Here is a 21820-nt window from a genome sequence, read left to right on the forward strand (position 1 = left end):
GGCCACGCCAGCGCCGAGTCCAGCCACGCGTCGCTGGAGGCACCGGCAACGCAGACTGCGCACACCACGCCGGCCGCTCCCACGGTTCCCACCGGCCACCCGCCGGATGAGGACCTGAGGGTTCAGCCGCGCCAGGACCATGTGCCCCCGGAGTACCGCTGCGCCCCCATCGCCCTGGACCGCGCCCGCCTGGACGAAATCGCCGCCGAGCGCGCCTTCTTCGGCGGCGTGGTCGACCGGATGGTGGCGGACGGCGAGTTGCCCCCGCCCAGCGGGCGCACCCGCGTCCGCACCGACGAGCCGGTGACCGAATGGCTGGGACCCCAGCGTTTCGTCATCCCGGTCAACTTCTACAAATCCCAGAGCGGCCCGGCCAACCATGCGCCCGCCGAGGGCCGCGGTTCGGCGGTCTATCTGAGCGTGCAATGGCCCTGCCTGGAGCCGATGCCGCCGGGGGTGGTCGCCAGCGAGCACCAGGCGCTGGTGCGGCGGGCCATCAACATCACCCTCAGCTACGTGAACCCCGCCAAGGTTTCGCTTGAGGAGTTGATGCGCTTCTGGATCAGTCCCCTCAACCCGGACGACCCCGTGCAGCGCGCCGACCCGCGCCGCAACCTGGACCTGCGCCTCCAGGGCGAACCATTGCACGGCCTGACGCCGTATTACGCCGACCTGGCGCGGGTGACGGCCTACTTCGAGACCTATCATCCGACCGCCTCGGACCGCGAGAACATCCTCCGCAATGCCAATGAGTGGTACCTGCACCAGGGCGATGCGGGGTATCCGACCACCGTCATCAAGTGCCCGTCCCGGGAAATCCCCGACGGCCTGCTCGTGCGCGGCAACGAGGTGTTCGACGACCCTCAACATCGCTGGCGAGCATCTTGTGACCACCGCTTCGTCATCCCCGAATGGCACCTGGACGTGTCGGCGAGCTATCCCCACGTGTTCCTGCCGCACTGGCGGCGCATCGAAGACCGCGTGCGCGCCCTGCTGCACGCCGGCCATGCCCCCTGACGCCCCCCCAGAGTACCGACATGCCCGGACTGACCCCCCAGGACCTGGAAATCCTCAGGCACTACGCCGACCAGAAAAATCGCGAACTGTACTGGAACTACCTGGCGCAGGTGCCCGGCAACGACGGCTACGGCCTGCTGGCACTGGGCGTGGTGCGCAACGACAACGTCCCCGGCCAGGTGGCCAACGCCCATGCCCAGGCCTTCGCCCGTCGCACCGGCCGACAGATGAGCGAGCGCGACTGGGAAGCCTTTGGCATCGGACTGATGCAGCTTGATTTCGCCGAACGGGAGAAGGCCTTCAAAGAGAGCCCGTCCTTGGCCCTCAACCTGCCCGGCATCGCCGTCATGCAAGTCCATGACCAGAGCTTCGAGAATGCAGGCATCCCCAAGGAAGCCTGGACCCCGCGCCGCCTGATGAGCATGACCGGGGACAAGGACACGGTCGCCGTGCAGCACATCTGGGGCAACATGCTCGACAACCAGAAGCACGGGCTGTACCGCGGCGTGTTCACCATGGGCCAGGTCTATGCCCACACCGATTTCAGTTCGCCGGCCAGCATCCGCCAGGCCGCCGACTATCTGGCGGACATGGGCGCCGCCCGCCTGGAAGCCACCCAGGCGCGGGCCAACACCTCGCCCGACGTGATTGGCGCGCAAGCGCATTACTACCTCCACAGCGAGCGCGATCGCGGCTGGATGCAGGTGTCCCAGGCGCCCGGCGCGGGCCCATACTTCCGCGCCGTCAACCACCCCGAACAACTGCGCGATCTGGACGACACCCGCCAGGTACGCCTGGAACGGGAGGCCAAGCGCGGGCAGTTCCACTCCGACGACCCATACCGCAGCATCGCGGTCAGCCCGCAGACCCTGACCGATGCGCATACGCCGGCGCAGATCCCCGCGATGCGGTTGGCGGGTCTGGCGCCGACACCGGACAGCTCTCCAGCGCGGCCGCTGCCGTTCGCCGTCAGCGACCATCCCGACCACCCGCTGTATCGTTCTGTGCAGCAACAACTGGCTGCGCGGTTGCCGGCCGGAGCCGCAGTCTCCGAAGACCGGCTGGCACAGCTCACCCTGGCTGCCAAGCTCGCCCGCATCGCGCCGCACGAACGCCTGGATATCCGGGTGGGCGAGACCCACCTCAGCCTGCGTGGCGAACATCCGACCCATCTGGCGCGCGTGGACCTGGCCGCGCCGGTGCCGTCGGCCGAAGAGAGCGCACGCCAGGCCGAACAACGGAACGCGGAAGCCGTCCGGGTCCAGCAGGCGCGCCAGGCCTCCCCCGCACCGATGGTGCTGGGATGAGTCCGATGAAGGAAACATGCGCCTGCCGCACTCACCGGCTTCTCGCCCTGGCATCGCTGGCGCTGCTGTCGGCCTGCGCCAGTCCGCAGGGCCACGCCAGCGCCGAGTCCAGCCACGCGTCGCTGGAGGCACCGGCAACGCAGACTGCGCACACCACGCCGGCCGCTCCCACGGTTCCCACCGGCCACCCGCCGGATGAGGACCTGAGGGTTCAGCCGCGCCAGGACCATGTGCCCCCGGAGTACCGCTGCGCCCCCATCGCCCTGGACCGCGCCCGCCTGGACGAAATCGCCGCCGAGCGCGCCTTCTTCGGCGGCGTGGTCGACCGGATGGTGGCGGACGGCGAGTTGCCCCCGCCCAGCGGGCGCACCCGCGTCCGCACCGACGAGCCGGTGACCGAATGGCTGGGACCCCAGCGTTTCGTCATCCCGGTCAACTTCTACAAATCCCAGAGCGGCCCGGCCAACCATGCGCCGCCCACCGATGGCCTCGGTTCGGACGTCGACCTGAGCGTGCAATGGCCCTGCCTGGAGCCGATGCCGCCGGGGGTGGTCGCCAGTGAGCACCAGGCGCTGGTGCGGCGGGCCATCAACATCACCCTCGATTACGTGGATCCCGCCAAGGTTTCGCTTGAGGAGTTGATGCGCTTCAGGATCAGTCCCCTCAACCCGGACGACCCCGTGCAACGCGCCGACCCCGACCGCAACCTGGAGCTGCGCATTCTGGGCGAGCCATTGCATGGCCTGACGCCATACTACCTCGACCTGGCGCGGATGACGGTCTACTCCAAGACGTACTACCCGAGCGCGTCGAGCCGGGAAAGCATCCTCCGAAAATCGGATGAGTGGTACCTGCACCAAGGCGATGCGGGGTATCCGACCACCGTCATCAAGTGCCCGTCCCGGGAAATCCCCGATGGCCTGCTCGTGCGCGGCAACGAGGTGTTCGACGACCCTCAACATCGCTGGCGAGCATCTTGTAGCCACCACTTCGTCATCCCCGAGTGGCACCTGAGAGTACGGGCAAGTTATCCCCGCGTGTTCCTGCCGCACTGGCGGCGCATCGAAGACCGCGTGCGCGCCCTGCTGCAGGCGGAATACACGCCATGACATTCCCGGCCCGTGCCTGGGCCGGTCCGGCCATGGAGGCAGCCATCTTCTCTCCATGAGGAACTAAACCCAACGGTCACTTCCCGCATCCAACTTACTCCTGCTTCGCGGTCGAGGGGTGAAAGGTGCGCTATATACACTGGATGGGTGGACTGCTTCTGGTCGTGACGGCGCTGGCCGCCTCGGGAATTGGGAGCAGCGATGCGTCCGGAGCGGATCATGTTGAATCCTCGGACATCGATCGCTTCTGGGCCGCCTACGATCGGATTGTGGCGACGTCGGACGACGCCGAACGCCAGCGGATCCTCGATCAGGTCTTCCTCACGCCGGGTACGCCCGGACTCAAGGCCTTCATGCAGGCCAAGGGCTACGACGCCGCCTGCTACCTGGATGCGATCAAGCGCTATCCGAAGTTCTGGACCTCGGTCCGGGCAGGCACCCTGGCGCTGAAACAACGCGGCGAAGAGTTCGCGCCCGGCATCGCGCGCTTCCGTGCCCTGTATCCGGCGCTGCGTCCGGCCGAGATCTACTTCACCATCGGTTGCCTGCGTTCCAGCGGCACCACCCTGGACGACAAGGTGCTGATTGGCGCGGAACTGGCCGGTGGCGACGCGCGCACCGATGTCTCCGAGTTGCCCGAGCGCATGTCCAGATCGCTGGCCACCTACTTCCGCAGCGAACCGGGCAAGCAGTTGGTGCTGTTGAACGTGCACGAATACGTGCACACCCAGCAGAAGGGTCCCGGCCCCCACCTGCTGGCCCAGGCGATGTACGAGGGTGCGGCGGATTTCGTCGCCGAGCGGATCACCGGACAGGTTCCGGCCTTGCCGTACATGGCGTATGGCCCGCCCAACGAAGCCACGCTGAAGCGCGATTTCCAGGCGCGGATGCACGATTCCGACTGGAGCGGCTGGCTCTACAACGGCCCCGGCAACGCGTATGGCGTGGGCGATCTCGGCTACTACATGGGCTACGCGATCATGCGCGACTACTACCTGCGCGCACCCGACAAATCACGCGCGCTGGCCGAAATCATCGAGCTGGACTACCGCGACGGCGCCGCGGTGGAAGCCTTCCTGGCGCGCTCGGGGTTCTATGCCGTGAACTGATGCGCCCTGCGCAGGAGCGATGTCAGTCGCGATCAGGAATCCCGGCAGGGTGGGATCACGGTCGCGACTGACGTCGCTCCCACAAGGAAGAGGGCCTAGGCGTCGAAGCCCAGATCGTGCGCCGCCAGCACGTGGCGCACCGCGGCGCGCGCGGTGGCGATGGCCGCGTTCTCCGGCACCAGGCGCGGACGTCGATCCAGGGTGCAGGCCAGTCCCTCGGTGAGGAACACCGAATGGGCCTGGGTGAGCGCCTGCGCGGTCGGTTCGTCGATGCGGCCGGTCGCCAGCAGCGCGGCGATCAGCGAGGCGGTGTTGCGTGGCGTCAACAGCGCCGGCGCCGCGCCGGATTCACGCAGCACGCGGTACTGCAGCAGGAATTCCAGGTCGACCAGGCCGCCGTCGCCCTGTTTGAGATCGAAGCGCGCCGCGTCGCTGCGGTCGAGTTCCGCGCGCATGCGCTGGCGCATGCCGACCACATCCTCGCGCAGCTTCGCCGGATCCCGCGCGCGCGACAGGGTGGCGTCGCGGATGTCCTCGAAGTCCTGCATCAGGCCATCGTCGCCGGCGACACCGCGCGCGCGCACCAGGGCCTGGTGTTCCCAGGTCCAGGCGCGTTCACGCTGGTATTCCCGGTAACTGGCCAGCGATGACACCAGCAGGCCCTTGGCCCCATCCGGGCGCAGCCGCACGTCCACGTCGTAGAGCCGGCCGGCGCCGGTCTCCGCGCCCAGCAGGGCGACAATTTTCTGCGCCAACCGCGCGTACCAGCGCCCGGCTTCCAGTGGACGGGCGCCGTCGGACTGGGCGTCGGCGGGTGCGTCGTACAGGAACACCAGATCCAGATCCGAACCGAAGCCCAGTTCCTCTCCGCCCAGGCTGCCGTAACCGATCACCGCGAAACGGCCATCCGGCACGCGCCCGTGCGCGGCGGCGACTTCCTCCTCGGCGGTGCGCAGCACCACCCGCACGACATCGTCGGCCAGCCACGCCAGCTGGCGCGTGCTCTCGCGCGCGGGCTGGCGGCGATCCAGCGCCGCCATGGCGATGCGGAAACTGAGCGCCAGCCGGCGTTCGTTCAATTCGCGCAGGGTGGATTCAGCATCGCCGCCATCCAGGGCGCGATTGCATTCGGCGTGCAGGCTCTGCTTGTCCGGCAACGGGCCGGAGACGCGCGCATCCAGCAGTTCGTCCAGCAGCAGGGGATACAGGGCCAGCCGTTCGGCCAGCAGCGCGCTGCGCGCCAGCACGTCGACCAGGCGCGCCAGCGCGCTGGGCTGCTCGTCCAGCAACGCCAGATAGCTGGCCCGGCGCAGGATCGCCTGCAACAGCGCCAGCACCCGCTTGAGCGCGGCATCCGGCTGCGCCGATCGCGCCGCCGCGCCGAGCAGCGCGGGCACCACCCGATCCAGCCGCGCGCGCGCGCCATCCGACAGCGCGCGCACACCGGAGAAACGGGCGAAGTCGCGCAGCGCACCGTCGGCGGTGGCGGCGTCGGCGAATCCGGCGTCCGCCAGCGTGGATTCATCGCCGCCTTCCGGCAGCGCGCGCCAATAGTGTTCCAGCGCGCCGGGCGCGGCCTGCCCGCGGCGCGGCGCGAGCAGTTCGGCGAACTCCTGCGCGACCCGATCGCGCTGGCGTTGCAAGGCGACCAACAGCGCCGGCCAGTCCGGATAGTCCAGTCCGCGCGCGATGCGTTCGCGATCCTGCGGATTGTCCGGCAAGGCGTGGGTCTGCGCGTCGCGCAACATCTGCAGGCGGTTTTCCAGCCGACGCAGATAGCGATAGGCCTGGGCCAGCGCGGCGCCATCGCCCTCGACGACCTGGCGGGTCGCGACCAGCGCGCGCAGCGCCGGCATCAATCGGCGCTCGCGCAGCGACGGCTCGCGGCCGCCGCGGATCAGTTGCAGCGCCTGCACCAGGAACTCGATCTCGCGGATGCCGCCCGGCCCCCGCTTGATGTCATCGGCGAGTTCGCGACGCGCGACCTCGGCGGCGATCGCGGCCTTCATCTCGCGCAGGCCATCCAGCGCGGTGTAGTCCAGATAGCGGCGGTAGACGAACGGGCGCAGGCTCTCCAGCCAGCGTTCGCCCGCCTCGATATCACCGGCGACCGCGCGCGCCTTCAGCCAGGCATAGCGCTCCCAGTCGCGCCCTTCGCGCTGGAAGTACTGATCCATGCCGGCGAACGACAGCGCGACCCGGCCGGCATTGCCGAACGGACGCAGGCGCAGATCGACGCGATGGGAAAAACCGTCCACCGTCGGTTCGTCCAGCAGCTTGGCCAGGCGCTGGCCGAGCCGCGCGAAATAATCCTCCGCCGCCAGCGGACGCGCGCCGTCGGACTCGCCGTTGTGCGGGAACGCGTAGACCAGATCGACGTCGGACGAGAAATTCAGTTCGCCACCGCCGAGCTTGCCGAGGCCGAACACCACCAGCCGCTGCACGCCGCCGTCGGCGGCGCGCACCACGCCGTGGCGCTGGGCGAATTCGGCCTCCAGCGCTTCCAGGCCGATGCGCAGGCAGTTTTCGGCCAGTCGCGTGCTGCCGGCCAGGGTAGCGTCGACATCGTCCAGGCCGAGCACGTCGCGCCAGATCAGGCGTGTGGATTCGGCGGTGCGATAGCGGCGCAGTTGCTCCTGCCAGCGCCCGGATTCGTCGGCCTGCAACACCGGCACGGGCGTCGGCGCGGCGCCATCGTCGTCCAGCAGCGCTTCCAGCCGATCCGGCTGGCGACGCAGGGTTTCCAGGGCGAAGTCGCTGGCCAGGATCACCCGCCCGACGCGCGCCGCGCGGACGGGATCGGCCAGCAACGCGGCCGAAGCGGGCGAGGATTCGCGCAGGCGGATCAGGCCGCGTTCGATCAGGGCATCGAGATCGGTGTCGGAAACCGGGGCGTTGTCATCCATACGCCGGATTGTGGCATGCCGTCCGGCATTTTTTTTTTCTGGGGGTGACGTCAGTCGCGACGTTCATCCCACGGTCCAGTGTTCTGCCGGCATGCCTGCGTACGCAGATGAGAACACGCAGACGAGAAACGGAAGAATGGCCTGCGTGCGTGCCGCCTCCACGGTCGCGACTCACGTCGCTCCCACACGGGCACCGCCGGCCTGCGTCAGGCGGCCAGCGAGAGATCCGGCAGGGCGGCTTCGCGGCGCAGATCCAGTCCGAACTGCGCGGCCAGCTTTTCCAGCAGCACCGGTTTGACCTGCTCCAGTCCGGAAGGACCGCCCAGATCGGCCAGCGTCGCGACCTGCAGGCCCTCGTAGCCGCACGGATTGATGCGGTGCCAGGGCGACAGGTCCATGGCGATGTTGAAGGCCAGGCCATGGAAGGTGCGGCCATGCCGCACGCGGATGCCGAGCGCGCCGATCTTGGCGCCGGCCACGTACACGCCGGGCGCGCCGGGTTTGCGCTCGGCGTGGATGTTCCACTCGCCGGCGGTGTCGATCATCGCCTGTTCGATCTTGCAGACGTAGTCGCGCACGCCGACCTTCATCCGCGGCAGGTCGAACAGCGGATAGGCCACGATCTGGCCGGGCCCGTGGTAGGTCACCTGGCCACCGCGATCCACCTGCACCACCGGGATGTCGCCGGGCGCGAGCACGTGTTCGGGCTTGCCGGCCTGGCCGAGGGTGAACACCGGGTCGTGCTCGACCAGCCACAGCTCGTCGGGCGTCTGTTCGTCGCGCGCGTCGGTGAAACGCTGCATCGCCCGCCACACCGGCTCGTAAGGCTGGCGTCCCAGCTCGCGCACCACGCACGGACCGCTCACAGCGTCCACTTCACTTCCGGATGCGAACGCAGGGCTTCGTGCGCGGCGTCGAACTGTTCGCGGTTGGCGGCCTGGAAGGCGATGCGCACGGACACGTACTTGCCGTTGGCCGAATGCTTCCAGGTGATGTCCTCGTGGATCACTTCCACGCCGGCCTGGGTCAGCAGCTTGGGGAGTTCGGTTTCCAGGCCCGCATTGGCGGTGCCCATGGCGCTCAGTTCGAAGGTGCCGGGGAACTGGAAGCCGTGTTCGGGGTTGTCGGACTTGATTTCCATGCCCGGGATTATTGGGCCGGGCCCGGCGAAAACCAAGCGAAGGCGCCGTTCACGCCCCGGAAACGCGGAAGGCCGCGGTTTCCCGCGGCCTTCCGGTCAAACGATGCGGTGCGGCCTCAGCGGGCCAGCTGCACCAGGGTGGAGGAGACCCAGCCCTTGTTGCCGAGTTCGTCCTCGACTTCCCACATCACGCCTTCCTTGTTGCCGGTGGGGTACAGCATCATGCCCACGTCCAGATCGCGCACGGCCTTGCCGCTGCCCTTGGCATTGGCGAACAGGCGGCCCGGCTTGGTCATTTCGACCGCCTGCTGCGCGCTGGCCGCCGACGCGTTCTCGGCCACGCCGCCCAGCTGGGTGACCAGGTCGGTGTAGGCCTGCAGGTACGCCAGGGTGATGACCTGGCCGATTTCGGTGTTGGCGTAACCGCCCACGCCGGCCGCGCCCACGCCGCTGCCGCCGAACAGGCCGCCGCCCGCGCCCCAGCCCATGTCGGTCTTCTTGGCGTTGCCTTCGGCCATCGCGACCTGCTCGGACGAACGCACGTCGGTCAGGGTCAGGACCACGTCGGCGGTCTTGCTCTTGAAGTTCAGGCCACCGACCACGGCGCCGGCGGTGCCGCCGATCAGGCCGCCCAGCAGGCCGGTGATGGCGTTGCCGCTGGCGTTGGAGTTCTGCGAGATCAGGTCGGGCACCAGCACGTAGTCGGCGGCCTTGATCTGGCCCTTGCCGATGTTGGAACGGTTGCGCAGCTCACCGTCGGCGGCCAGCGCGCGCTCGCTCATGGCGGCATTCAGGCCGACGCCGCGATCCACCAGGGTGAAGCAGCGCGACTTGTTGACGAACACCTTGATCAGGCGCGACGGCGCCGGCAGCTGCTGGCCGGTCCACCAGTTCACCACGTCCTCCGGCTCGATCACCGAGATGGTGCCCAGCGGCTTGGTGCAGGTCGGAATCTGCGCGACCTTTTCCTTGCGCGTGTCCTGGGCGCTCTTGGCGGCGAAGGCGGGCACGGCGATCATCAGCATCGAGGCCGCCAGCGCGGCCTGCTTCAAAGAAATCTTCAACATGAAAAATCAATCCCTGTTTGGTTGAAACATTGCGGGGCCGGTGGCCCCTCCCCTGCTCCGCCGCAGCCATCCGAATGGCAACCCGCGGAAGCCGCGATGATAAGCGAATGCGAATCTTCTTCCATGACCCGTAAGTACCGGGATCATTGACCTGAAACGCGAATCCGGCGCCCCCCCGGCCAGCGGAGGGATAATCGCCAACCTTTCCTTATCGGTCCGCCCATGCCTTTCTTGATTGTCAGTGTCCTGTTCAGCGTGCTGGTCGGGGTGCTGCTGAAGCTGGCCCAGCGGCGCGGACTGGGCATGGTGCCGGTGATCCTGGGCAACTATGTGGCAGCCCTGCTGCTCTGCTTCGCAACCCTGGACCCGCCTCTGGACCGCCTGCGCGGGCCGGGCACGCCATGGCTCGCGCTCGGGCTGCTGATGATCCTGCTGCCGGGCATCTTCCTGGCGATGGCGGCATCGGTGCGGGCCGCCGGCATCGCCCGCACCGACGTGGCCCAGCGCCTGTCATTGGTGGTCTCGCTGGGTGCGGCGTTCCTGTTCTTCGGCGAGACCGCCAACACCGGCAAGCTGGCGGGACTGCTGCTGGGCCTGATCGCCATCGCCGCGATCGTGTCGCGACCGCGCGAGGACGGCGCCGGTTCCGGCGGCGGCGCACGGGCGCGCTGGCTGCTGCCGCTGACCGTGTTGCTGGGCTATGCCGCGGTCGACATCCTGCTCAAGCGCATCGCCGTGGCGGGGACGCCGTTCGCGGCATCCCTGACCATCGCCTTCGCCGGCGCGCTGACCTGCATGCTGGCCCTGCAAGGCGGGAGGCTGGTCAAGGGAAGACCCCGCCGCGACGGCGTCGCGCTGCTCGCGGGATTGCTGGTCGGCGCATGCAACTTCGCCAACATCCTGTTCTACATCAAGGCGCACCAGGCCCTGCCGTCGCATCCGGCCGTGGTGTTCGCGACGATGAACCTCGGCGTGGTGGTGCTGGGCACGCTGGTCGGCACCTTCGCCTTCGGCGAGAAGCTCAGCCGGATCAACTGGCTGGGGATCGGGTTGGCGATGGTGTCGGTGGGGTTGATTGCGGCGAGCCTGGGGCGTTAAACCCGTTCGCGTCCCGTGGCCGTCGATGCGGGGGCTTCTTCCCGGATGGCACAGCGCTTACCTGTGATTCGGAGTCCTCCGATGGCTCCGCGCGGAGCCCACGCCTAGATTCGCCACGCGCAATCCCCGCGCGCCTGGACACCCGCACATGAAGACAACCGCGCAAGGACCGGCGAATGCGCGGCCCGGCATGGAAACCGGCAAGCCGTCCACCCTCCCCCGGTACGCGGCGCTGGTCGCACTGCCCGTCATCGCGCTCCTGATGCTGGTGGCTCCGTAGGCGGTGCCTCCGATCAGATTGCCTCCGATCAGGTATGGCGTCGCCGTTTCCCACGACACCGATGCTGCCACGCCGAGCGCCTGGGCCGTGAATGAGCGGAACGGGCCACCCGCCCGTCCCGCCCATTCCGGTCCACTTACTCGCTGCGGTCGTAGGAGAACTGGATGCCGGCGGTGCCACCGGTCTCGATGAACAGGTTCATGAAGGCCGGCACGGTCTGCTGCCGGTTCCAGTCGCGCTGCAGTTCGCAGAACAGCTGCGGCACGCTGATCAGCTTGCCGCCGGCCTGTTCGATACGGCGCAGCGCCGCCTCGTGCGCGACCCGCGAGGTGCCGCCGACCGCGTCGGCGACCACGTAGACCTCGTAACCTTCCCGCAGCGCATCCAGCGCCGGGAAAGTGAGGCAGGCCTCGGTCCAAAGAGCGGTCATGATCAGCTTGCGCCGTCCGGTCGCCTCCACCGCCTGGCGGAATTCCACATCCTCCCAGGAATTGATGGTGGTGCGGTCGTAGGTGGGGAACTTGTCCAGCACCTTGCGCAGCTGCGGGATCGGCGGTTTGTTCAATCCCGTCCTGACGTTGACGGTCGAATGCACGATCGGCAGGCCGTAGGCCACCGCGGCCTTCGACGCGCCGACGATGTTGTTGACCAGCAACTGGCGATCCATCGAGGCGATGGAATTCACCTGCACGGGCTGGTAGTCGATGATGATGAAGGCCGCATTCTGCGGGGTGAGCAGGTGATCGCTCTTCGGATCACGAATCGGTTCGCTTGCCATGGCGGTGGCTCCTGTGAAGGGTCCGGCGATGCCGGAGGGAAGCACCGCGCCGCCGCGGGGGAGGAGACGGCGTCGCGATGCGGAAGCGCGGAACCGGACACCGCCGGTTCCATCGGGTGCAAGGTGCTCAGCTGCGCTGGGAATCCGGCACTTCGTGGTTCTTCTGCACGTCCTGGGCCTTCATGTAGCTTTCGATCAGCAACTGGTAGTTGGGGAAGATCTGCGTGTAGATTTCGGCCCATTGCTGCGCGTCATCGCGATGCCAGGTCTTCTGCAGTTCGGAGGCGACCGCGGCGGTGTCCATCGGCACCACGCCGGCCTGCACCACCCGCGCCAGGGTGATTTCCTCGGCCATCTTCGAATAGGTGCCGGAGGCATCGATCACCGCGAACACCTGGTAGCCGTCGGCCACCGCGGCGATCGACGGGAACGCCATGCATACGCTGGTGATGGTGCCGGCGATGATCAGCTGCTTGCGGCCGGTCGCCTTCACCGCGGCGACGAAGTCGGGATTGTCCCAGGCGTTGATCTCGCCGCGCCGGGCCACGTACCGCGCGTGCGGCGCGGCGGCGTGGATTTCCGGAATCAGCGGACCGTTCGGCCCCTGCGGCACCGAGGCGGTGGTGATCACCGGCAGTCCGGCCAAGGTGGCCATCCGCGCGAGCGCGGTGGCGTGGGCGCGTACGCGGGTGAACGGCATGTCGCCGATGGTCTGGAACAGGCCGCTTTGATGATCGATCAGCAGCATGGCGGCGTTGGCGGGATCGAGGACCGGCTTGGCGCCGTTGAAGTTGGCGGGAAGGCTCATGGAAAACACTCCGTGGGGAGAACGGGCGGTCGTCGCCCGGGGAAGGAAGGGGCACCCGCGACGCGGGCGCCCCCGGGGAACTACTGCGCGATCCGGCCGAACCGGCCGCGGTTGAAGTCATCGATGGCCTGGACGATTTCGTCCTCGGTGTTCATCACGAAGGGGCCGTGGCCGACGATGGGCTCGTCGATGGGTTCGCCGCTGAGCAGCAGGAAGGTGGCGTCGGCCTCGGCTTCGACGAACACGTCGGCGCCGTCGCGATCCAGCACCACCAGCTGCGCCTCGTGCGCGGTCTGCTTGCCGTTGACGCGCAGCGCGCCCTTGAGCACGACGAGCGCGAGGGTGCGGCCTTCGGCGACTTCGAAGGTGGTGCTGCCGCCCTGCCGCAGACGCACGTCCCATACATCCATCGGGGTGAACGTGCGCGCCGGACCGGGGTGCCCGTCGTACTGCCCGGCGACCACCCGCACGCGTCCGGCATCGTCCGGCAGCGCGACCGAGGGAATGTCGCCGTCGAGCAGGGTCTGGTAGCCCGGCGCGGACATCTTGGCGGCGGCCGGCAGGTTCACCCACAGCTGCACCATGTCGAGGGTGCCACCGGTGCGGGTGAAATCGGGCGAGTGGTATTCCTCGTGGAGGATGCCCGAGGCGGCGGTCATCCACTGCACGTCGCCCGGACCGATGCGGCCACCGGCGCCGGAGGAATCGCGGTGCTCCAGTTCGCCCTCGTACACGAGGGTCACGGTCTCGAAGCCACGATGCGGATGCTGGCCGACGCCGCGCGGATGCCCGGCGGGCTCGAACCGGTACGGACCGGCGTAGTCAAGCAGCAGGAACGGACTCAGGTGACGCCCGTGGGTCTGGTAGGAGAACAGCGAGCGGGCGGGGAAACCGTCACCCACCCAGTGGGGACGGGGGGCGCCGTAGACGCCGAGGACTTTCTTCATGGTGGGCTCCCGCCCGGACGACCGGGCTTGATTTGCGATGGGCGCCACGTTAGTCCCGGGACGATGGACCCGGTAGTCGGCAGGATTTATCCTCAGAGTCCTATCAGGTGAACGATGACCGGTATGGTCCCGACCGACCTCAACGACCTGTTCTATTTCGCCCAGGTGGTGGACCACGGCGGGTTCGCCCCGGCCGGGCGCGCGCTCGGCGTCCCCAAGTCCAAGCTCAGCCGGCGCATCGCGCTGCTGGAGGAACGCCTGGGCGTGCGCCTGATCCAGCGTTCCACCCGCCGCTTCTCGGTCACCGATATCGGTCAGGACTACTACCGCCATTGCAAGGCGATGATCGTGGAGGCCGAGGCGGCGCAGGAGGCGATCGAACTCACCCGGTCCGAACCGCGCGGCGTCGTCCGGCTCGCCTGCCCGGTGGCGCTGCTGCATGCGCGGGTCGGGGTGATGGTGGCCGACTTCATGGCGGAGAACCCGAAGATCACCGTGCTGCTGGACGCGACCAATCGCCGTGTGGACGTGGTCGGCGAAGGCGTCGACGTGGCGATCCGCGTGCGCCCGCCGCCGCTGGAGGACAGCGATCTGGTGATCCGGGTGCTGGCCCAGCGCTGCTGGAACGTGGCCGCGAGTCCGCGCCTGTTCGATACCGCGCCGCTGCCCGCCACGCCCGCGGATCTGGCGCTTCATCCCACCCTCGATCTCGGTCCGTTCCACCGCGACCACAGCTGGCAGTTCACCGATCGCGAAGGCACGATCGCCACGGTTCACCACGAGCCACGGCTGGTCACCGACGACATGACCGCGCTGCGCATGGCGGCGGTCGCGGGCGTGGGCATCATGATGTTGCCGACCATGATGATGTGCGACGAACTCGCCGACGGCCGCCTGATCCGGTTGTTGCCGGAATGGCGGCCCAAGCAGGGCATCATCCACGCGGTGTTCCCGTCACGACGCGGACTGGTGCCGTCGGTGCGCAGCCTGATCGACTATCTCGCGCAGCGTTTCCAGGCGCTGGAGGAAGACTGAGCCGATCGGCGTGAACCGTTCCCGCGCCGGCATAATCGCCCGGTCCCCGCAGAACCGGATCATCCGAACCATGCCGCATTCGTCTTCATCTCCGCCGGCGCCTTCCGTGGATGACGGAATCCCCGCATCTCTGGCGCAGGCGTTCGCCGCGATCGCCGACGAACGGCCGCAGGCGGCATTGCCCTTCCTGGAACAGGCGCGCGCGCGCGGATCGCGCATGGCCGCCGCGCTGCACGACCGTCTGGCCGGCGGCGGTCCCGCCGATGCCTACGAAGGGGCTGAAGCCTTCCGGGCCTTCATCCGCGGCGGCGACAACCTGCCGCTGTACCGCGCGGTGAGCCAGACGATGACCGAACGCTACGGGACGCCGCCCGTGCAACGGCTGCTGGACATCGGCGCCGGCGATGGCATGGCGCTGTTGCCGGCCCTGTGGGTGGCGGTGCACAAGCCGGCGCGGGTCGACGTCATCGAACCGCAGGCCGATCTGCGCGCGGCGCTGGCGCCGGGATTCCAGGCCGCGGCGCCGGCCAGCGAACTGGTCCTGCATGACACCACGCTGCAGGCGTTCGTGCGTTCGCTGTCACCGGCGGACCACTGGGATCTCGCCCAGTCCAGTTTCGCCTTGCAGTCGCTGCCACCGGACGAACGCGTCGAGGCGTTGCGTGCGCTGCGCCCGCATGTGGACACGCTGGTGCTGGTGGAGTTCGACGTGCCCGCACTCATTCACGGCAGCGACGCCTACTTCCACTCCATCGCACGGCGCTACGAGCGCTGCCTGGCGCAATACGGCGACGACGCGGATCTGATCGCGCGCGGTTTCCTCGCGCCGATGCTGACCGGCCAGTTGCGCCGCGACGTGGCCCCTTCCAATTGGGAGCAGCCCATCGCCGGATGGCAGCGCGAACTGGAACAGGCCGGCTATCGCCTGCGCGAGGCCCGGCATCTGTACGACTACAGCTGGTCGCCCGCGTGGTGGGTGGAAGCTTCCGCGTCCTGATCGGTGGCGCTCGCAGATCCCTGTGGGAGCGACGTGAGTCGCGACGGCGATTGATGAGTACCTGCGGAAAAGCTCGCGACTTACGTCGCTCCCGCAAGATTGAGGTCGCCTGAGTGGAGAGGCCGGGTGGCGGGCAGGCGGACCGTCTTGCGATGCGGGTTGCCTCCCCCGGTGAGAGCGACGTGAGTCGCGAAGGCGGTTGGGGAGTACCTGCGGAAAAGCGCGCGACTCACGTCGCTCCCACAAGAAGCGATGCGCTCAGCCGTCCGCTTGCACCAGCGGCAACCGCAGCTCGGCCACCGTGCCGGCCTCCGGCGCACGCGCCTGCAGTTCCAGACTGCCGTGCTGCGCTTCCAGGATCTGCCGTGACAGCACCAGGCCGATGCCGGAGCCACCGGCCTTGGTGGTGAAGAACGGCACGAACAGGCTGTCGCTGGACGGCAGCCCTTCGCCTCGATCCAGCACCTGCACCCGCGCCTGTCCGTTTTCCGCCCAGGCACGCAGTTCGACCTCCGCGGTGCCGCCGGCCTCGACCGCGTTGCGCAGCAGATTGATCAGCACCTGCTCCAGTTGATCGGCATCGGCCACCACCCGCAGATCCACGGCGACCTCCACGCGGATGCGTTCGTCGACCAACCGGCGCACGCGTTCGCACAGCGGCGCCAGCGATACATCCGCCGGCTGCGGTTCGGGCAGCTTGGCCAGGCGCGCATAGCCGCCCAGGAAACGTTGCAAGGCCAGGCTGCGTTGTTCGATCAGGTCCAGCCCTCCGGCCAGATCCGTGCGCGCCTCGGTGTCGAGCGTGGCGCCCGCCGGCGGCAATACGCGCGCCAGGGTGTCGGCCATCGATGCGATCGGCGCCAGCGAATTGTTGATCTCGTGGCTCAGTACGCGCAGCAGGCGCCGGAACGCCTGCGCTTCCTCGTCGCGCAATGCGCGTTCCATCGGTTGCAGCACCAGCAGGCGACCGGCCTGGCTGCGGCTGCGCAGCGACGCATGCCCAATCTGCCAGCGCCCCTGCTGGGCCGGGAACGCGTGCGCATGGATGCGTCCGTTCGGAATCCCGAACAGCGGCGCCAGCCCCAGCGCTTCCGCACTCTGCCCCAACAGCGCGGCCGCCGGCCGCCCCAGCAGGCGTTCGCCGGCGGGATTGATCAGGCGCAGGCGTCCGTCCTGTTCGAACGCGAACACCGCGCCGTCCAGCGCGGCCAGGGTCTTGCTCAGCAGTTGCACGCTTTCGTGCGAATCGCGTTGTTCGTCCTGCAGACGCTGGGCCAGCGCGTTGAAGCGGCCCATCAATCGCGCCTGTTCCCCGTTCCCGCCGGAAACCGCGCCGCGCACGCTGTAGTCGCCTTCGCGCAGGGATTCCAGCAGACCATCGAGGGTCCGCAGGCGGCGTCCGTCGGCGTATCGCTGCAACCGCCAGATGATCCCGGTCAGCGCCAGCACGCACACCAGCAGCAATCCGGCCTCGCGCGGCGCGGGCGCGCCCAGCGCGAGCACGGCCGCCAGCGCCAGCATCGCCGGCGCGACCAGCCAGGCCGCGCGCCAGCGCTCAGGCCGTTTCATCGCCACGCAGGCCGTGTTTCTCCAGCCGCCGGTACAGGCTCTGACGGGTGATGCCGAGTTGATCGGCGGCGCGCTGCAGGTTGCCGCCCTGATCGGCCAGCGCGCGCCTCATCAGCAGGGCCTCGGCCTCTTCCAGGGTCATGCGCTCGGACAGGCGCGGCTCCGCCGCGCCCGGCAATCGCAGCGCGGCGGCGTCCAGCACGCCTTCGTCGGCCAGCAACGCCGCGCGTTCCATCACGTGCGACAGTTCGCGCACGTTGCCGGGCCAGGCGTAGGCCAGCAGCGCGCGTTCGGCATCGCGGCCGATGCGCGGCGCCGCGCGCCGATAGCGCGTGCAGGCCGCGGACAGATAGTGGCGAGCCAGCGGCAGGATATCCTCGCCGCGCTCGCGCAGCGCCGGCACGCGCACCTGGAAGGTGTTGATCCGGTACAGCAGATCCTGGCGGAATCGTCCGGCCGCGACCTCGGTTTCCAGATCGGCGTTGGTCGCGGCGATGACGCGCACATCCACCCGGCGCGTGCTCGACGAACCCAGGCGCTCGAACTCGCCGTCCTCGATCGCGCGCAGCAGCTTGGGCTGCTGGTCCAGCGGCAGGTTGCCGATCTCGTCGAGGAACAGGGTGCCGCCGTCGGCCAGTTCGAACCGGCCGGCGCGATCCTGGCGCGCGTCGGTGTAGGCGCCGCGCACGTGGCCGAACAGTTCGGCCTCGAACAGGGTCGGCGCGATCCCGCCGATGTTCACCTTGACGAACGCCTGCGCCGCGCGCCGTGAGCCGCGATGCACGAAGCCCGCAAGCCGGCTCTTGCCGGTGCCGTTCTCGCCCAGCAACAGCAGGTTGGCGTCGCTCTCCGCAATCCGCGCCAGGTCTTCCAGCAGGCGGCGCATGACCGGCGATTCGGCGATGAAATCCTCGCCCGCCTCCTGCAGCAGCAATGCCTGCGCCTGGCCCAGCCGCTGTTCGCTGCGACGGCTGCGATCCAGCGCGATGCGGCTTTCCAGCACGTTCAGCACGCGCGCGTTCTGCCAGGGCTTTTCGATGAAGTCGACCGCGCCGCGCTGCATCGCCGTGACCGCCAGTTCGATGCTGCCCCAGGCGGTCATCGCCACCACCGGCAGGCCGGGCCATTGCGTGGTGATCGCCTCGACCAGCGCCAATCCTTCCTCGCCGGACGTGGTGTCGCGGCGGTAATTCATGTCCACCACCACCGCGGCGAACTCATCGCCGCGCAGGCAGCCCAGCGCGATCTCCGGCGACTCCGCGCCGACCATGCCGTAGCCGGCGCTCTTGAGCAGCATGCGCAGCGCTTCGCGCACGTCGGGCTGGTCGTCCACGACCAGGACGCGGGCGCCGGGAGACGGGCGGGAAGTCGGCAAGGTACTCATCGCCGCCAGTCTAGCGTCCGCGCCGCCACGCGCGCTTCACTCATTGCGCAGCGCCTGCATGGGCGGGACCCGCGCCGCGCGCAGGGCCGGCGACAGCGCCGCCAGCAGGCCGGCCAGCGCCAGCGCGGCCACCACCGCGCCGATCGCCAGCGGATCCGCCACCCGGACCTCGAACAGGAAGCGCTGCAGGAACCGCGACATCGCCATCGCGATGCCCAGCCCGACCAGCAGGCCGATGGCGATCTGCAGGCCGGCCTCGCGCAGGACCTGGCGCAGCAGGCGCCGCGGTTCCGCGCCGAGCGCGGCGCGCACGCCGAATTCGTGCCGGCGCGCCGCGACCGCCGTGGCCATCACCGCGTACAGCCCCACCGCCGCCAACAGCAGCGCCAGGCCCGCGAACAGTCCCACCAGCAGCAGGTTGAGCTTCTGGTCGCTGGTGGTGGAGGCGACCACCGCGTCCATCGAATCCAGATCCGAAATCGGCTGCTGCGGCGCGACTTCCGCGATCGCCTCGCGCAGCCCGCGCTCGGCGCTTCCGCCACCGGTGCCGGCCTGCGACTGCACCGCGTAGGTCAGGCCGCCGAAGCCTCGGATGACCTTCCATGCCCCGGACGAAAGCTGGGCCAGCGGCGTGTAGACGATGGGAGGCGCCGGTTCGGCAGGGCCGAACTGGCGCACGTCGCCGACCACGCCGACCACGCGCATCGGGATGCGCCGATCCTCGCCGTCGTCCTCGATGGCGACGATCTTGCCCAGCGGCGAATCCCCCAGGTACTGGCGGGCGAACGCGGCGCTGACCACGCAGATCCGCTCCGCGCCCGCGGTGTCCTGCGGACCGATGCCGCGACCGGCCAGCACCGGCATGCCGAACACGTTGAAGAAATCCGGTGTCATGAACCGGTACTGCGCGCTGATCGAACGGCCGTCCGGCAACACGTAGCTCCAGTTCAACTGGGTGGCGGTGGGCGGATTGCTGCCGGCGCCGACATGGGCGACGCCGGGCAACCGGTTCAACCGTTCCACGATGCGGTCGGTCTGCTGGATCATCGCGTCCACCTCCGCGTAGCGCTCGCGGATCGGCGCCAGGCTGAAAATGGTCACTGCCCGGCTTTCGAAGCCCATCGGCACCTCGGACAACCGCTGCAGGGTGCGGGTGAACAGCGCGGCGCCGATCAGCAGCACCGCCGCCACCACCACCTGCGCGATCACCAGTCCACGGCCAAGTCGTCCGGCGCCTCGGCTCCAGCCCGCGCGTCCGCCGCCGACCAGCTCGCGGGTGAGCCGCAGCCCGCGCACGCGCAATACGCCCAGCAGGGACGCCAGCAGCGCGGTGGCGGCGCCGGCCAGCAGGGCGAAGCCCACACTGGTGGGTGTCAACGCGGCGGCCTCGCCGCGGATCCATTCCGGCGGCACCCAACTGGCCATCAGCCGCAGGCCCAGCCAGGCCAGCGCGATGCCGATCAGCGCGCCGCAGAGGCCGATCAGCAGGCCTTCGGCCAGTGCGGGCAGGCCCAGCCGCGTCAACGGTGCCCCGAGCGCCAGGCGCACCGCGCTGTCGTGGCTGCGCCCGAGCGCGCGCAACAGCATCAGGCTGGCCAGATTGATCGCGGCGATCAGCAGCACGCACGCGCCCGCACCGAAGAACAGCCACAGAGTGTTGCCAGTTCGCGAGGAGAAGACGCTGCCTTTCAACGGCAACGCATTGGGCGGGAACTCGAGCAGATGGCGTCGCCCCTGCTCGATCATGCGCGGATTCTGGCGGATGACCGCGCCCAGCACGGCGCCGGTTTCCGCCGAGGCCGCGGCCACGCTGACTCCCGGTTTGAGCCGGGCGATGATCTGTTCATTGGTGGAGAGATTGGTGCTGGCCAGGTCCGGCTGCATCGGCAGCAGGACGTCGAACTGCACCGGCCACTGGAACGCGGCCGGCAGCACGCCGATCACCTGCGCCGCGCGTCCCTCCACCTGCAGGGTCTGGCCGATGGCGGCGGGATCCGCACCGTAGTACTGCGTCCAGAAGACGTGGCTGAGGATGACCGCCTGCGGGCCGTTGGGCTGGTCCTCCTCGGCATTGAAATTGCGGCCCAACGCCATCGGCATGCCCAGCGTTTCCAGGAAACCGCGGTCGACGCGCAGGGATCCGACCACGCGTCCCTCATCGCCGCGTGCGATGTTGGTGTTGATCGCCCAGCTCCTGAGCATGCCGGTCGAAGCGAAGCTGCGCATGCCGCGCGCCGGCGCGTAGTAGCCGGGCGCGGCCGAATTGCGCTCGGTGTCGAAGTATTGGCCGAGCGTGACCAGCCGGTCCGCCTGCGGAAACGGCAGCGGCCTCAGCAGCGCCTGGTCCAGCAGCGAGAACACCGCCGTGGTGGTCGCCACGCCCAGCGCCAGGGTCAGCACCGCCAGCAGCAGGTAGCCGGGGCGGCGCAACAGGCCGCGCCAGGATTGGCGCGCCTCGTTCCACAGGATGGCGACGCTCACGACACCGCCTCCAGCCCCGGCAGCACCATGTCGCGCTCGTGGCGCAGGCGCTCGAAGGTGTCCTCGTCGACGATGCGGCCGTCGAGCATGTGCACGATCCGCTGGGCGCGCCGCGCGAACGCGGGATCGTGGGTGACCATGCACAGGGTGGTGCCGTTCTCGTGCAGCTGTTCCAGCAACTGCATCACGGCCTCGCCGTTGCGGCTGTCCAGGTTGCCGGTCGGTTCGTCGGCCAACAGGATCGACGGGTTGCCGACCAGCGCGCGCGCCACCGCCACGCGCTGCTGCTGGCCGCCCGACAGTTGTCCCGGATAGTGGCGGGTGCGGTGGTTCATGCCGACCAGTTCCAGCACCTCGCGCACCCGCCGCGCGATGTGGGCGCGGCCGATGCCGTCGCGATAGGTGAGCGGCAGCGAGACGTTCTCCTCCACGGTCAGGTCCGCGATCAGGTTGAACGCCTGGAAGATGAAACCGATCTCGCCGTTGCGGATGCGCGCGCGACCGCGCGCGTCCAGTTCGGCGACATTGCGGCCATTGAGCCAGTACTCGCCTCCGCTCGGTGCGTCCAGCAGGCCCAGGATCGACAGCAGCGTGGACTTGCCGCAACCGGAGGGACCGGTGATGGCGACGAAGTCGCCCCGCCCGATGTCCAGCGCGATGTCCGACAGGGCGTGGGTCTCGACCTCGTCGGTATGGAATACCTTGCCCAGGTGTCGCAGGCGCAGCAGCGGCGCGGGGGCGGCGGAAGAAGACGAAGGGGTGGCGGGATTCATCGGAGCTCCTGGGG

The 21820-nt window shown here is 69.0% G+C and carries 19 protein-coding genes; 8 read left to right on the forward strand and 11 right to left on the reverse strand.

Annotation, left to right across the window (positions count from 1 at the left end):
- From AC3DEZ_RS19635 to AC3DEZ_RS19650, 4 genes are all read left to right on the forward strand, one after another.
- A partial coding sequence (locus AC3DEZ_RS19635) for a hypothetical protein (RefSeq protein ID WP_488389708.1) occupies nucleotides 1–1017 on the forward strand: 1017 nt, incomplete at its 5' end.
- 20 nt (nucleotides 1018–1037) lie between these two features.
- A complete protein-coding gene (locus tag AC3DEZ_RS19640) occupies nucleotides 1038–2324 on the forward strand; it encodes a Smlt3024 family type IV secretion system effector (protein WP_488389709.1) in 1287 nt (428 codons plus the stop codon).
- Nucleotides 2325–2329: 5 nt separating this feature from the next.
- On the forward strand, nucleotides 2330–3433 hold the full coding sequence (locus AC3DEZ_RS19645; protein ID WP_488389710.1) for a hypothetical protein: 1104 nt from the start codon (nucleotides 2330–2332) through the stop codon (nucleotides 3431–3433).
- A gap of 143 nt (nucleotides 3434–3576) precedes the next feature.
- Nucleotides 3577–4542 (forward strand): hypothetical protein, encoded by a 966-nt coding sequence (locus AC3DEZ_RS19650; protein ID WP_488389711.1) that lies wholly within the window; start codon nucleotides 3577–3579, stop codon nucleotides 4540–4542.
- A 95-nt stretch (nucleotides 4543–4637) separates the two neighbouring features.
- Here AC3DEZ_RS19650 and glnE read toward each other — a convergent pair whose 3' ends face one another.
- The 4 genes from glnE to AC3DEZ_RS19670 form a co-directional block, all read right to left on the reverse strand.
- Nucleotides 4638–7448: a bifunctional [glutamate--ammonia ligase]-adenylyl-L-tyrosine phosphorylase/[glutamate--ammonia-ligase] adenylyltransferase gene (gene glnE / locus AC3DEZ_RS19655; RefSeq protein ID WP_488389712.1), complete on the reverse strand. Its 2811-nt coding sequence runs from the start codon at nucleotides 7446–7448 to the stop codon at nucleotides 4638–4640.
- Nucleotides 7449–7654: 206 nt separating this feature from the next.
- Nucleotides 7655–8323, reverse strand: a complete 669-nt coding sequence (lipB, locus tag AC3DEZ_RS19660; RefSeq protein WP_488389713.1) for a lipoyl(octanoyl) transferase LipB — start codon at nucleotides 8321–8323, stop codon at nucleotides 7655–7657.
- Entirely contained in the window at nucleotides 8311–8589 is a 279-nt protein-coding gene (locus tag AC3DEZ_RS19665) for a DUF493 family protein (RefSeq protein WP_447103562.1), read from the reverse strand. The genes lipB and AC3DEZ_RS19665 overlap by 13 nt, the downstream gene beginning before the upstream one ends.
- A 116-nt stretch (nucleotides 8590–8705) precedes the next feature.
- Nucleotides 8706–9656 (reverse strand): CsgG/HfaB family protein, encoded by a 951-nt coding sequence (locus AC3DEZ_RS19670; RefSeq protein ID WP_447103563.1) that lies wholly within the window; start codon nucleotides 9654–9656, stop codon nucleotides 8706–8708.
- A 222-nt stretch (nucleotides 9657–9878) separates the two neighbouring features.
- Here AC3DEZ_RS19670 and AC3DEZ_RS19675 point away from each other — a divergent pair, with 222 nt between their 5' ends.
- The gene (locus AC3DEZ_RS19675; RefSeq protein ID WP_488389714.1) at nucleotides 9879–10754 is read left to right on the forward strand and encodes an EamA family transporter; all 876 of its coding nucleotides are present in this window, start codon (nucleotides 9879–9881) and stop codon (nucleotides 10752–10754) included.
- Between the two features lie 148 nt (nucleotides 10755–10902).
- Nucleotides 10903–11034, forward strand: a complete 132-nt coding sequence (locus tag AC3DEZ_RS19680) for a hypothetical protein (RefSeq protein ID WP_488389715.1) — start codon at nucleotides 10903–10905, stop codon at nucleotides 11032–11034.
- A 136-nt stretch (nucleotides 11035–11170) separates the two neighbouring features.
- Here the strand turns inward: AC3DEZ_RS19680 and AC3DEZ_RS19685 are convergent, their stop codons facing one another.
- The 3 genes from AC3DEZ_RS19685 to AC3DEZ_RS19695 all read right to left on the reverse strand — a co-directional run bounded on the left by AC3DEZ_RS19685 (nucleotide 11171) and on the right by AC3DEZ_RS19695 (nucleotide 13567).
- Nucleotides 11171–11812, reverse strand: a complete 642-nt coding sequence (locus AC3DEZ_RS19685) for a hydrolase (RefSeq protein WP_488389716.1) — start codon at nucleotides 11810–11812, stop codon at nucleotides 11171–11173.
- A gap of 127 nt (nucleotides 11813–11939) precedes the next feature.
- Nucleotides 11940–12620, reverse strand: a complete 681-nt coding sequence (locus AC3DEZ_RS19690) for a hydrolase (protein ID WP_488389717.1) — start codon at nucleotides 12618–12620, stop codon at nucleotides 11940–11942.
- 80 nt (nucleotides 12621–12700) lie between these two features.
- Nucleotides 12701–13567, reverse strand: a complete 867-nt coding sequence (locus tag AC3DEZ_RS19695; RefSeq protein ID WP_447103571.1) for a pirin family protein — start codon at nucleotides 13565–13567, stop codon at nucleotides 12701–12703.
- Nucleotides 13568–13690: 123 nt separating this feature from the next.
- Here AC3DEZ_RS19695 and AC3DEZ_RS19700 point away from each other — a divergent pair, with 123 nt between their 5' ends.
- The gene (locus AC3DEZ_RS19700) at nucleotides 13691–14602 is read left to right on the forward strand and encodes a LysR family transcriptional regulator (protein WP_488389795.1); all 912 of its coding nucleotides are present in this window, start codon (nucleotides 13691–13693) and stop codon (nucleotides 14600–14602) included.
- 106 nt (nucleotides 14603–14708) lie between these two features.
- On the forward strand, nucleotides 14709–15599 hold the full coding sequence (locus AC3DEZ_RS19705; RefSeq protein WP_488389718.1) for a small ribosomal subunit Rsm22 family protein: 891 nt from the start codon (nucleotides 14709–14711) through the stop codon (nucleotides 15597–15599).
- 258 nt (nucleotides 15600–15857) lie between these two features.
- Here the strand turns inward: AC3DEZ_RS19705 and AC3DEZ_RS19710 are convergent, their stop codons facing one another.
- The 4 genes from AC3DEZ_RS19710 to AC3DEZ_RS19725 form a co-directional block, all read right to left on the reverse strand.
- On the reverse strand, nucleotides 15858–16340 hold the full coding sequence (locus tag AC3DEZ_RS19710) for a sensor histidine kinase (protein WP_488389796.1): 483 nt from the start codon (nucleotides 16338–16340) through the stop codon (nucleotides 15858–15860).
- 814 nt (nucleotides 16341–17154) lie between these two features.
- The gene (locus AC3DEZ_RS19715) at nucleotides 17155–18552 is read right to left on the reverse strand and encodes a sigma-54-dependent transcriptional regulator (protein WP_488389719.1); all 1398 of its coding nucleotides are present in this window, start codon (nucleotides 18550–18552) and stop codon (nucleotides 17155–17157) included.
- A gap of 36 nt (nucleotides 18553–18588) precedes the next feature.
- Nucleotides 18589–21033: an ADOP family duplicated permease gene (locus AC3DEZ_RS19720; RefSeq protein ID WP_488389720.1), complete on the reverse strand. Its 2445-nt coding sequence runs from the start codon at nucleotides 21031–21033 to the stop codon at nucleotides 18589–18591.
- The gene (locus tag AC3DEZ_RS19725) at nucleotides 21030–21806 is read right to left on the reverse strand and encodes an ABC transporter ATP-binding protein (RefSeq protein ID WP_488389721.1); all 777 of its coding nucleotides are present in this window, start codon (nucleotides 21804–21806) and stop codon (nucleotides 21030–21032) included. Before AC3DEZ_RS19725 ends, AC3DEZ_RS19720 begins: the two co-directional genes overlap by 4 nt.
- Between the last annotated feature and the right edge of the window lie 14 nt (nucleotides 21807–21820).

Source organism: Pseudoxanthomonas sp. 134C1 (assembly GCF_057773065.1).

What these genes read in the sequence shown, in the direction of transcription:
- AC3DEZ_RS19640 (WP_488389709.1), top strand. Translation starts at nt 1,038, where the DNA reads ATGCCCGGACTGACCCCCCAGGACCTGGAAATCCTCAGGCACTACGCC.
- AC3DEZ_RS19645 (WP_488389710.1), top strand. Translation starts at nt 2,330, where the DNA reads ATGAAGGAAACATGCGCCTGCCGCACTCACCGGCTTCTCGCCCTGGCA.
- AC3DEZ_RS19650 (WP_488389711.1), top strand. Translation starts at nt 3,577, where the DNA reads ATGGGTGGACTGCTTCTGGTCGTGACGGCGCTGGCCGCCTCGGGAATT.
- glnE (WP_488389712.1), bottom strand. Translation starts at nt 7,448, where the DNA reads ATGGATGACAACGCCCCGGTTTCCGACACCGATCTCGATGCCCTGATC.
- AC3DEZ_RS19665 (WP_447103562.1), bottom strand. Translation starts at nt 8,589, where the DNA reads ATGGAAATCAAGTCCGACAACCCCGAACACGGCTTCCAGTTCCCCGGC.
- AC3DEZ_RS19670 (WP_447103563.1), bottom strand. Translation starts at nt 9,656, where the DNA reads ATGTTGAAGATTTCTTTGAAGCAGGCCGCGCTGGCGGCCTCGATGCTG.
- AC3DEZ_RS19675 (WP_488389714.1), top strand. Translation starts at nt 9,879, where the DNA reads ATGCCTTTCTTGATTGTCAGTGTCCTGTTCAGCGTGCTGGTCGGGGTG.
- AC3DEZ_RS19680 (WP_488389715.1), top strand. Translation starts at nt 10,903, where the DNA reads ATGAAGACAACCGCGCAAGGACCGGCGAATGCGCGGCCCGGCATGGAA.
- AC3DEZ_RS19685 (WP_488389716.1), bottom strand. Translation starts at nt 11,812, where the DNA reads ATGGCAAGCGAACCGATTCGTGATCCGAAGAGCGATCACCTGCTCACC.
- AC3DEZ_RS19690 (WP_488389717.1), bottom strand. Translation starts at nt 12,620, where the DNA reads ATGAGCCTTCCCGCCAACTTCAACGGCGCCAAGCCGGTCCTCGATCCC.
- AC3DEZ_RS19695 (WP_447103571.1), bottom strand. Translation starts at nt 13,567, where the DNA reads ATGAAGAAAGTCCTCGGCGTCTACGGCGCCCCCCGTCCCCACTGGGTG.
- AC3DEZ_RS19700 (WP_488389795.1), top strand. Translation starts at nt 13,691, where the DNA reads ATGGTCCCGACCGACCTCAACGACCTGTTCTATTTCGCCCAGGTGGTG.
- AC3DEZ_RS19715 (WP_488389719.1), bottom strand. Translation starts at nt 18,552, where the DNA reads ATGAGTACCTTGCCGACTTCCCGCCCGTCTCCCGGCGCCCGCGTCCTG.
- AC3DEZ_RS19725 (WP_488389721.1), bottom strand. Translation starts at nt 21,806, where the DNA reads ATGAATCCCGCCACCCCTTCGTCTTCTTCCGCCGCCCCCGCGCCGCTG.